Below are 12,207 nucleotides of genomic sequence, written 5' to 3'. Positions count from 1 at the left end.
TTATTTTATTGAAATAATCTTCATTCTAATAGGTTTCATTGGACGATCACCAGGGGCTGTGGGCTGAGCAGCTATTTTGTCGATCACATCAAGACCTTCTATTACTCTCCCGAATACAGTATATTCTCTGTCAAGATGAGGTGTACCACCGATAGTTTCATACTCTTCTTTAACGCTGGTTGGATATCTGAAATTGCCTTGTGCTTCCTTGGATGTGAGCACTGATTCATCAGTAGGAAGGCCTTGCACGATATAAAACTGCGAACCTGAAGATCTTTTTTCAGGATTGCCTGGACCACCGGTTCTTGCGGCAGCTAATGCGCCTTTTAAATGATATAAAGAGTCTACGAACTCTGCGGGTATAGTATAGCCTGGACCACCACTTCCTAGATTCTGTCCATTTTCTTCCTTAGAATTTGGATCACCTCCTTGGATCATGAAATTCTTTATCACTCTGTGAAATGCCAATCCATCATAAAAACCACTTTCTACCAATTTGATAAAATTATCTCTGTGTAATGGTGTCGCGTCAGACAATTGTATTAACATATTTCCAAATTCCGTCTCCACTAGCACCTGGCAGTGCAATGGCGGTTCAATATTTAATTCCATCTTTTTATTTGTTGATTTTTTTCCGTCACTTGCTTTAAGGGTTACTTCGTATTTTCCACTATGTGTATATTTATGCGCTGGAGAAACTTCTGTAGATGTATTGCCATCGCCAAAATCCCATGTATAAGAGGTCGCTTTAGAAGACTTATTTTCAAACTTCTGTTCAGTGATCACCTTTTTACTACTTGATATAATACTAAAGTCGGCAATTGGTTTCGCACAACTTGACATTAATAGACTAATGGATAAGATTAATATATATTTACTCATATTTTATTTCAAATTTCCGGCAAAAATACTTTCATTTTATTAAGTTTGGGCAATTAAAATATAATAGAATGATCAAGTCGATAATTTTAACTTTTCTTTTTGTTTTTTCCAGTCTTCCAATATTTGCCGGAGAGGGAATGTGGCTGCCATTTTTACTTCAACAAATGAATGAAAAAGAAATGCAATCCATGGGTATGAAGATGTCAGCTGAAGATATTTATAGTGTCAATAAAGGAAGCCTGAAGGATGCCATAGTTCAATTTGGCGGAGGTTGCACAGGAGAAATCATATCTGGATCCGGTTTGCTTTTGACCAATCATCATTGTGGATATGGTCAGATCCAAAGCCATTCTTCTTTGGAAAACAATTACGTAGACAAAGGATTTTGGGCCAAGTCTCAAAAGGAAGAATTGTCCAATCCTGGTCTGACGGCAACTTTCATCATTTCGATGGCGGATGTCAGCACTTCAATTCTTAAAGGTGTAACTGATAAAATGTCTGCTTCAGAAAAGCAAAGTATGGTGGACAAAAACATGGAGCAACTAAAGAAAAATTACGCAAAGGAGAGTTATCAGGAGATATTGGTCCGTTCATTTTATAAAGGGAATCAATATTACCTTTTTGTAACAGAAACATATCGGGACGTAAGATTGGTTGGCGCTCCACCTTCTTCAATAGGAAATTTCGGAGTAGATACAGACAATTGGATCTGGCCGCGTCATACATGTGATTTTTCCATGTTCAGGATCTATGCTGATAAAAACAACAAGCCTGCCGATTATTCAAGTGACAACGTACCATTCAAACCGCGCCATTTTCTACCAATATCCATGGATGGTATCAAGGAAGGGGATTTTACAATGGTCTTTGGATTCCCAGGATCAACCAATGAATATCTGCCTTCAGAATCTATAAAGCAAATCACTGACCTGAGCGATCCTGTTAAAGTGGCATTGCGAACCAGAGCACTTGACATCATGCATAAATATATGGTGGCAAGTGAAGCTGTCAAGATCAAATATGTTACTAAAGCTGCCGGAATATCCAATGGTTGGAAAAAGTGGCAGGGCGAAATGGAAGGGTTGAAGAAAACGGATGCCTTTGGCAAAAAGCAGAAGTACGAAGCGGAGTATAATAGATTACTTAACTCCAATGCCGCATTAAAAGCAAAATATGGAGGTGTTTTGGAGGACTTAAATGCCAATGTGATAAAGTCTAATGACTATGTTAAAATACGTGAATATAGTCTCGAGATACTTCGCACAAACATTGAGATGCTCAGATACTATTCAAAACTAGACGCTCTGGTAAATGCGTTTGAGAAAAATGGTGGGGAAGAAATGATGAAAAAAGCCGATGCTGTAAAATCATGGGGACCAGGCTATTTCAAAAATTATGAAAGAAAAATCGATGAAGAGACATTTGCTGCTCTTCTACAGATGTATTATAATGATGTAGATAAAGAATACATCTTTAAAGGCCTGGAGTCGTTGGCTCCAAACTCAGATCAATACACTGCAAATGTAAAGGCATTGTTTGACGCATCATATCTCAATTCTGAAGAAAAATTGAACGAATTGTTGATAAAAAAACCTGAAGACTTGGCCAATTCAATCAAATCTGATCCTGCATACATTTTTTACAAGGAGATGATCGACCAGTACAATGTAAAGGTTGCACCAAATGTTACTTTGTATGAAGGGAAGGTAACCTCTGGCATGGAGCGATATATGGCTGCTCAGATGGAAGTATTTAAGGACAGAAAATTTTATCCTGATGCCAACTCAACTCTTAGAGTGACTTATGGAAAGGTCAATAGTTATGCGCCGCGTGATGCTGTAAAATATGAATTCCAAACATACCTTGACGGCGTTATGGAAAAATATATACCGGGGAATTACGAATTTGATCTTCCTCCAAAATTAATTGAATTGTACGAAAAGAAAGATTTCGGTCCTTATGCAGAGAATGGAAAAATACCTGTTGCATTCATAGCAACTAATCATACTACCGGAGGAAATAGCGGCAGTCCGGCTATTGATGCCTATGGCAATCTTATAGGTTTGAACTTTGATAGAGTGTGGGAAGGCACGATGAGTGATTATAACTACGACGCATCTATTTGCAGAAATATCATGGTTGACATCAGATATGTATTGTTTATCATCGATAAATACGGTGACGCGAAGCATATTGTGGATGAAATGAAGCTAGTACATCCTAAAAGCAAACCTACAGGTGCAAAAACCACTCCAAAGGGTGTTACGAAGAAACCATCTGCTAAGAAGTAAAACTCAAGGTAAAAAGTAAAATTGAAGGCAGGTCATAAGATCTGCCTTTTTTATTTGATTGAAGTTTCGGAGTTGATTATACCATTGGTAAACAATAGTGTAAATATATAACTATTGTAATATATAAAGACCTATAATATTGATTTCTAAACAGTTAATTCAATTCTCTATTTTATTCAATTTATTTTAAATGGTTTCATTTGCTGGGTTCAACCATCGAAGTTTTATTCTGACCCGCCGCCGCTAAAGCTTTGTCGGGCAAGCTTCTATTGTCTTCTATATAACTAAAACTAAGTTTTTACAGTTCAAGTATTTGACATAAGTTGTTTAGATTTAAACTTTATACGCTCATTTGAGCATTCGCCCAAAAAAGAATTATTAGCCACTAATTGCACGAATGATGCATTGCATCTAACACGAATTTATTCGTGAAAATTAGTGAAATTATCTGCGATGCTGCTTCGCGGTAGTGGCTAAAATATATGGAGTATTAATCTATTATAAAAATTTAGTGTCATCTCTGTTCTATTTTCATCAAGTTATCTATTTTGATTTTGGAAGCAAAGAATTCCAGATTAACTAATTTCTAATTTCTACCTTAGATTAAGTCATAGCAAAACTTTTAGAAAATATTTATATCGCCGAAACTTTAGTTATTTGATTTAAATTGGTAACCTAGTAAATAGCCTGAACACAAATATCATAAGGCAAAATAATAGTAAAATAATTAATTCTGCTTCGTTTAATTAAAGCACTTACCTGAGAGTACCTTTTGGAAAAAGATAATCTAATCAAGCAAGCAGAAGTAACATCTGATCAGCATCAGGCGTCTGGCATAGCTATTAATCCGCCCATCTTTCAACTTCAGGTAAATCCAACAAATAATACTCCAGCTAAATTAAAAAAAGAGGAAGAGGTTCAAGAAAAATCCATAGAAGACTTTTCATCACTTAGTTATGACACGGGTGATGCCGATCCACCTGGAGACAAAAATAATTTGAACCAATTGAGTCAAGCGAAGCCACCGGTATTCCAACTCAAAAGTTCCTCTTCTTCAGGTATGCCTGATGAAACGCTTAATAAAATGTCCAGTAGTTTTGGCACTGACTTCTCCGATGTTAATATTCATTCAGATTCAAAAAGCGCCACAGATGCTGGAGCCTTGGCTTATACACAAGGCAATGACATCCACTTCGCCCCGGGACAATATGATCCATCATCTCAGAGTGGTCAGGAATTACTTGGGCACGAATTGACTCATGTACAGCAACAAAGGGAAGGACGCGTGCAGGCAAATAATGAAGTGAATGGTATGCCCTTGAATGATGATAAGGGATTGGAAGCGGAGGCGGATGAAGGAGGTCGGATGGCTGTGCAAATGAAAGAAGATTCCATAAAAACAGCCTCCAAACTAGTCACTCAATCTAATATTATCCAAAAGAAATCCTCATTTGTTATTCAAATGATTACAGATGAGGACTTGGGGGCAAGGGCCGACCAAGCTGACGCTGCTCGAACTCCATTTGTTTTTGATCCAACGACTATCACCAATATGGAGCGGCCCACGCCAACATCCGACGATACTGATATAGCACGAAAATTGAGTATTTGGCCAGAATTGAGAGTTAAACGAAATGAAAAAATATCCTTGCAGACCGGGGAGTATGAAGCTAGCACTGGCTTCGACTTAGATTCCTATAGCGGAGACAGAGGCCCAGGGGGGATTGTCAGTGGACCCCGTCGTGGACCTGAACGACCAGAAGAAGTGACAAGGATTAGGGCTAGGAGAGAAGTACTAAATCGCGAAATACAGAATTTGTTGGAAAGTGTAAATTTACACACTGAAGCTGAGTTTGATTCAATTGTAGCCAGTTTGCCGAGCCGATTCGAAGCAAAAGGGAAACAAGTACTTTTATACACTCTAAATCAAAATGCACGCATCGCCCATCGTGAGCAGTCAAGATATCAAGGAGAAGCAAATCAGGGACAAATGGATGGGCTCAGACAAGCTGCCAGGGACCTTGTAAGCCTCAAGACAACTTATGAAAGCCGACAGCAAGATGCAGATAATCTTCGGGAACCGTTAGGCGAACCAGGGTCAAGGTTTGCCATGCGTGGTAATATCGCTGAACGACAGAACATCCTTCGAGAAGTTCAAGCCATGCGTCAGCGCTTTGATGCAAGGAAAAGGGAATTAGGGTTGATTTACCCTATACTAATGTCGGAATCAATTAATTTATCAGCCATCGCTACGGGCAATTCTGATACTGTTGGAAACAATGTAGCTGGGGTTACCAATGAAGTATTACAAAATTTTATGACTGCGAGAGCGGCAGTGATGAGCAACGAAATAAAAATCTGGAACATGGGCTTCATGATTGAACCCACGAAACAAGCTATGGGATTTGCCCCAGAATCGGGTGCTAACATCCTCATGTCCCAACATATCATAAATAGAGGAATCCAAGATGCCATAGAGCAAGGCATGATGGCCGCATTCCAAATTGGACTAGCCATAGTTGCAACTATGGGTACAGGAGGATTGGCTTTAGCAGCTGGAGTGGCTGGTGCTGGACTGAGTATTGGACAAGCGTTTAATGACATCGAAAACTTTCAAAACCAAAATGCCGCTAGCGGCTCAGCACTAGACCCAGCTCAAGCGATTTCCAGTGAAGACCCTTCTTTGTTTTGGCTTGCAATCAGTATTGTAGGAGCTGCGGCTGATATAGGAGGTGCAGCAGCAGCTTTCAGAGCTATAAGAGTAGATATTAGAGCAGCAAGAAGTATAGAACAGCTTGAAGTAGTAGTTCGGCGTGAAGCACAAACGCTTGCGTCCTCAGGGCAGTTTGCAGATGGAATGACGCAAGAGGTCTTCATTCAACGAATTATGTCCTCTGCACGGCAACATATGATATCCAACATTGAAGCAGCTACTCATCGCGCTGGAGTATTAGCTCGCCTCATGGAGCCGAACAACCCTCTAGTTGCCCGTATAATAGCACATGACGAATCTGCAATCCTACAATTACTTCAGGATCACGGCAATTGGAGGCAATTGATGGAACAATTGGGCAATGCTACTCCTGAGCTCCAAAATGCCGCCAGAAGTATATCCAGCTATAGGGAGCAGATTTTGGTTGTGCTACAAGAACGATATGGCGCACAAAGAGTGGGTACCGCAAGTACTGAACTTATCAGCGACGTAGATCTTAATGTGGTTGGCAATGCGGCAGGAGAAAACCTGATTCGAGCAGAAGGGTACATGCAAGCTGTGTATGGCGAAAACTGGAGTCAGATGTTACGGATGAATTTCTATACTGAAGCTGGTAGATTATCTCAATATGAACGAATTATGGCACAGTTGAGCGCAGCGGGGCGTTCTCGATTGCAGATAAGAATGACCGAATTGACAGAAAGATACAATTTTGCCAGAATGATAAGTTATGCTGGACACGACGAAGCTGCAATGACAAGGGTGATGTCGCGAATTGGAAATAGGTCGGATCTCGAAGAAATTCGAAGATTAGCTTCCTTAACTCCAGCTCAAAATGTTACACAAAGAAATCGTTTGATGACTGAAGTTGACCGCATGATGGTAGAACTTAATTCGCCAAATGTGACTCCAGCAATGATAGAAGAACTCTCTGAGGCAATTAGCGCAAGGCAAATTGAAGCCAACTTTCATACACCAGAGGCCTACATTGGTCCTGGAGCCGGCCGACAAGTAGTCAGTGGGGTTTCAGTTCGTGGTCCCGAAGCTTATCAGAGTGCAATTTCTAATGTAGCTGAGATGGAACATATCATCCATGAAGCAGGTGACGTTGCCACAGCATTAAGGGATTATGAGTTTTTTAAATATGTGGAGCGCTATTGCCAAGCAGCAAGAAATGCTGGCGTTGAAAGCAGGAACATTGAAATCTATGAGACTATTGCGAATCATTCGTACCGTACCGATCGCGTAGCGAATTCGACAACCTCACATATGCACACAGCTGCCAGAGACCCCGTTAGGCCATATCATGCTCAATCTAGGACGAGGGTAACTGATCGTGTACAGGATTTAGGCAATGCAAATCCAGTGACTGACCAATACCTGACAGGACTGTACCGTGATATACAAACCTTCATTGATGAGACCCTACCAATTATAAGAGAAAGATCAATGGCGGATCCATCAGTTTTTGCTGCTCCCATACAATAGCACTTAGCATTCCTTTTAGAAGTAATATTCAATTGAAAGAAAATGAAAGAGACTCAAAAAATTTAAAGTCTAGTTTGAGAGGAATTGAAGTTAGGATGCATATTTGGACTATACACAAATTTACTAATGTTTGCTATTCTACTTCAAGAATTGAGTCATTTGATTGATTTCGCAACCTAGGGAACTAAAAAATTCACCCCAACACTAATTCAAGTAACCTAATTACCTCATGCAAAGGTGGAAAAAGAGAATCTAGTAAGGACAGATACAGCGATGGTTGAATCTAATAATGCAATTGGATCGGCTATTAATGCTCCTTCATTTAATTTGCAAATCTCATCTATCACTCAACATCCTACACAATTAAAAACCGATGAGGACAAGCAAGAAAATTCTAAAGAAGATTTCTCAACACTTAATTACGATACAGGTGATGCCGTTCCAACCGAAAATAACAATCAATCAAGCCAATTAGCTCAAGCAGCACCTCCCGTTTTTCAACTTAAGAGTTCTTCACCATCAGGCATGCCAGATGAGACACTCAATAAGATGTCGGCATCCTTTGGCTCTGACTTTTCAGATGTAAATATTCATTCTGATTCTAAAAGGGCCACAGATGCGGGCGCTTTGGCTTATACTCAAGGTAATGATATTCATTTTGCTCCAGGACAATATGATCCATCATCACAGAGTGGCCAGGAATTACTTGGACATGAATTGACACATGTACAGCAACAAAGGGAAGGACGCGTGCAGGCCAATAATGAAGTAAATGGTTTGCCACTCAATGATGATAAGGGTTTGGAGCAGGAAGCAGATGAAATGGGTAGCAAGGTAAGCCAAAGAAAAGAGGTAGGTCATGAACTCGCAGGGCAAAGAGTGTTTCATTCTACTTCCACAGCTATTCAACGAAAACAATTACATTCAGTCACATCCAATACCATTCAACGTGATCCGACTACCGCAGACAAGAAAAAGGAATTGAAGATGAATACTGCTTCTTTTGGATCTCATTTTGATCTTTCAATAAAAGTGAATGGACCAAATTCAGGAAGTATGGAGGTAAAAATAAATGTCAAAATTAACTTTATTAATTTTTCAATGGATATATTTAAAGAAAGGACCAAGGGTCAAGATGACGCCATTGCATCATTTGACGATCCAAAGAAATTTAAAAAATTGGCTGCCAAACTAACTAAAGAAGACAAAGAATGGAGTGATGCACAGAAGACAAAATTTATAGCCGATTATCAGCAAGTGGTGCAAAAAACATGGGGATCTGAGAATACAAAGCTAATGTTTGAATTAAATAATAATGATTATGAAAAGCATAAGTTAGCTGCCATCTTTAAGATAAATGTGATTCCTGATGCTAGTTCAGAAACACCTCATAAGGTTATAAATTCTGTAAAAATGGCTGCTTCTCTTCCCCGATTAAGATCATTTGTAGGAGATGAAGAGGCCACATTTGACAGCAGAGATGTAAGTGATGACGAAAAAAGAAAGAAAAAAGTTAAAGTGCTATCAGATCAGGTAGGAACTTTTGAAAATGCCCAATCGGCTCCAAATAGTTCAGTTGAATCTAATATTGACAGGGTAGCGGGAAGGGTCAATCAAAAACTGGAGGCCGAATTTAAAGACAAGTGTCCTGACCTAATAGGATTTGCCATTGGTCGGGCATCTAAGAATGGATCTGCCAAATTCAATGAAAAGCTTTCTAATGACAGGGCAAATACAGTGGCAAAAGGACTAAATGAAAAAACTAAATCCCAAATAAAATTTGAACCTTTCGCTTTTGGTCAACAAGATGCAAAGAATGAAGCTGAATATCAAAGAGTGGAAGTGACAGTTAAAACAGGAGCTGAAAAAGAATTATCACAAAATGTCGCTGCACATGAGACAGGTCATATCATGGGGCTAGATGACCAATACAGAGATGAAGATACGAAGGGAGCCTCCAACAAATCACTAGGCGGGAAAAACAAAGACTACGATAAAATAAAAGAAATAATTGGAGAAGACGAAGCCGAAAAATCGAAAATTGAAAACAATGAAGATAATGTCATGAACAAAGGCTCAAAAGTATCTAAAGGAAATTATGTTTATATCTTAGAAAAACTAAATAACGCCTCTACAAGTGTTGATCCAGTAGCAAAATGGGTCATTACCAATTCCTAATTTATAATTATATCTTGGCCAAATCAACCATTACAGATTTTCTTTTATACTAACAAGGCAAACCTATTGTTTCCACAACTACACTTATCTGTATTATTAGTAACTAAATAATTTCCAAATACACTAATTTAATGAATCTTAATTCCAGTAAATATAGGTGGAAAAAGAAAATCTAAATAAGCAAAATGAAGTGTCGACTGAAACAAATCAGCAGTCAGGCTCTGCAATCAATGCACCTCTGTTTCAATTACAGGCAAACAACCAAATTAATTTACCTCCTCAATTAAAACAAGATGAGGATTCGATTGAAAATTCACAGGAAAGCCTCTCTACTCATAAATATGACACAGGTGATGCTAGTCCACCTGGAGACAAGAATAACCCTAACCAATTAAGTCAGGCACAGCCACCTGTATTTCAACTCAAGAGTTCATCAGCATCAGGTATGCCGGACGAGACTCTCAACAAAATGTCTAGTTCTTTTGGAACTGACTTCTCAGATGTCAATATTCATTCAGATTCAAAAAGCGCTACCGATGCAGGAGCCTTGGCATATACACAAGGCAATGACATCCACTTTGCTCCCGGACAATATGATCCATCATCTCAGAGTGGTCAGGAATTGTTAGGGCACGAACTAACCCATGTACAACAACAGAGAGAAGGTCGGGTACAAGCTAATAATGAAGTGAATGGAATGCCGCTCAACGATGACAAGGGATTGGAAAAGGAAGCGGATGATATGGGGGCTAAGGCGGCACAAAGGAAATCGAATCCTAATGAAAATCCTGAAATCCGATCTGATACTTACATGATTCCTTCCAATGCAATACAAAGATGGGAATGGCCCTGGCATACAGGAAAGGACATGTCCGCTGATAGTGGTGCTCCAACGGAAAAAGGTAAGGATTTAAAAAAAGTAAAAGGCAATGCCACAATAATAGGAGACACAGGCCAATCAGGGAATGGATTTGCGTCTGATATTAAAATAAATGGGCCTGCGCCTGCAGTAGGAAGGATGAATACATGGATGAATATTAAGATCAACTTTCAAGATTGTACCTATGATTTTCTCTCCGGATCAGAAACTCGAGCAGATGGAAGTAAGGAAAAACATGTGCTAAGTACTGATGGAGATAGTTTAAAAACTTGGAAAAAGGCAATTGAAAAACTACAAAAAACTAGTCCAGAAAAACTAAAATGGAGTGCAGTAGAAAAGGAGAAAGTAAAAAAAGATTATCAATCAGATATTGACAAAGTGTGGCCAACAAAAAGCTCTAAATTAAGTTTCAAACTTGATAACCCAGAGTACGAAAAATACAATGTAGAAAATGATTTTGAACTAAAATTTGTCGATAAGGGAGAGCATCATAAATTCACAGTTGTAAAAATGCCTGATGAACTAGGACCAGATAGAATTCGCTCTTACATGGGAGGGGCATTAGGCGGAATGCATGACTCACGCACATTTGGGAGCACACAAAACAATGGAACTTCACATAATTATATGGCAGAACAGATCGGAGAATTTGACAATAATAGTTCAATAGCTACACCTGCTATGATTACACAGATCGACAAGATGGTAACTCAAATCAATAAAATAAAAGAAGACCATAAAGGTGAAACACCCACTCCTACTTGGCAAATATCCGTTACAGGACGCACGAATTCAACCGGTTCTGCTTCTCTTAATCAAAGACTAGCTTTGAAGAGGGCAGCAACCGTCAATAAAGAATTTGAAAACAGATTAGGTAAGGGCATTGCTTTTGCCCAAGCAGGTACTGGGAAGACAGATGCTAGCTCGAAGTTTAGAAGGGTTGAAGTCGTCTTCCGAAATACAACGGGAGCTGCCTTAAATCAGCATACAATGGCACACGAAACTGGCCACTTAATGGGTTATGGAGATGAATATTCTGACGTGGGGACCGAAGGCACATTGCCAAAATATGAAGGTGATGAAGCTAATAGAACCAGCAAACATATCAGAGATGCCGGATTAGGAGAAGACACAGTGAAACAACATGGAGTTGAAAATAATTCCGAATCTATTATGAATAGAGGAAATACAGTAGGTGTCGGACATTATTCATTATTTTTGACAAGACTGAAACAAATTGCAACAGATGAGAAAACAAGTGCTCAAGTAGATTGGCAAATTACTAAAGGATAAATATCAATATCAAGTCGATGAAAATAATAGCTCTTGCCTTTTTGTTATGTACATTCATAAATCTTAATGCTCAAACTATGCAATATATTAAAACAAAAGCAGAGGTAAGAGGGATTATTACAGAATCCACGAATCATCAAATTCACCACCAAGCTGTATATGATACATATTTTAAGTTGGTGATCGGAAATGTATACAAAGGGCAACCACCTTTTGCAAATTTTAACACTGACGAAAAAGGACGTTTTTATTTTGAATTACCTATAGGTGTTTATAGCGCAGTAGAGCAAGACAGGTCAGAAAATTTCACAAGAAAAAAAAATACATTAAAAGAAAAATGGGACAACCGTTGTCTCCGAAAAAAATGGCAAAAGCCACTAATCACCATAAAAGTTAAAAATATGGATCCAATTGAAATTTCTTTTGTAAATATTCCTTTCGATCCAAATGACCCTGATTGTAAAAAGATTTTAGTTAATTAA

At 38.9% G+C, this 12,207-nt stretch carries 6 protein-coding genes; 5 read left to right on the top strand and 1 reads right to left on the bottom strand.

The annotated features are described in order from the left end of the window. The gene (locus IPI15_RS09180; protein ID WP_287401888.1) at nucleotides 1-882 is read right to left on the bottom strand and encodes a peptidylprolyl isomerase; all 882 of its coding nucleotides are present in this window, start codon (nucleotides 880-882) and stop codon (nucleotides 1-3) included. Nucleotides 883-950: 68 nt separating this feature from the next. On the opposite strand from IPI15_RS09180, the gene IPI15_RS09175 reads away from it, so the two are divergent. The 5 genes from IPI15_RS09175 (at nucleotide 951) to IPI15_RS09155 (ending at nucleotide 12,207) form a co-directional block, all read left to right on the top strand. After that, nucleotides 951-3,173, top strand: coding sequence for a S46 family peptidase (locus IPI15_RS09175; protein WP_287419964.1), 2,223 nt, complete (start codon nucleotides 951-953; stop codon nucleotides 3,171-3,173). Nucleotides 3,174-3,945: 772 nt separating this feature from the next. Beyond that, the gene (locus IPI15_RS09170; RefSeq protein ID WP_287401885.1) at nucleotides 3,946-7,374 is read left to right on the top strand and encodes an eCIS core domain-containing protein; all 3,429 of its coding nucleotides are present in this window, start codon (nucleotides 3,946-3,948) and stop codon (nucleotides 7,372-7,374) included. A gap of 237 nt (nucleotides 7,375-7,611) precedes the next feature. Continuing rightward, complete coding sequence (locus IPI15_RS09165) at nucleotides 7,612-9,552, top strand: eCIS core domain-containing protein (RefSeq protein ID WP_287401884.1); 1,941 nt, start codon at nucleotides 7,612-7,614, stop codon at nucleotides 9,550-9,552. A gap of 157 nt (nucleotides 9,553-9,709) precedes the next feature. Next, nucleotides 9,710-11,725 (top strand): eCIS core domain-containing protein, encoded by a 2,016-nt coding sequence (locus IPI15_RS09160; RefSeq protein WP_287401883.1) that lies wholly within the window; start codon nucleotides 9,710-9,712, stop codon nucleotides 11,723-11,725. A gap of 17 nt (nucleotides 11,726-11,742) precedes the next feature. Beyond that, the gene (locus tag IPI15_RS09155; protein WP_287401881.1) at nucleotides 11,743-12,207 is read left to right on the top strand and encodes a hypothetical protein; all 465 of its coding nucleotides are present in this window, start codon (nucleotides 11,743-11,745) and stop codon (nucleotides 12,205-12,207) included.

Source organism: Candidatus Brachybacter algidus (assembly GCF_016707225.1).
Taxonomy (GTDB): Bacteria; Bacteroidota; Bacteroidia; order Chitinophagales; family Saprospiraceae; genus Parvibacillus; species Parvibacillus algidus.
Note: the sequence above shows the minus strand (reverse complement) of the source record. Positions and strands in the feature narration are given on the sequence as shown.

Coding starts and splice junctions, on each gene's coding strand:
- IPI15_RS09180 (WP_287401888.1), bottom strand. CDS start 882: ATGAGTAAATATATATTAATCTTATCCATTAGTCTATTAATGTCAAGT.
- IPI15_RS09175 (WP_287419964.1), top strand. CDS start 951: ATGATCAAGTCGATAATTTTAACTTTTCTTTTTGTTTTTTCCAGTCTT.
- IPI15_RS09155 (WP_287401881.1), top strand. CDS start 11,743: ATGAAAATAATAGCTCTTGCCTTTTTGTTATGTACATTCATAAATCTT.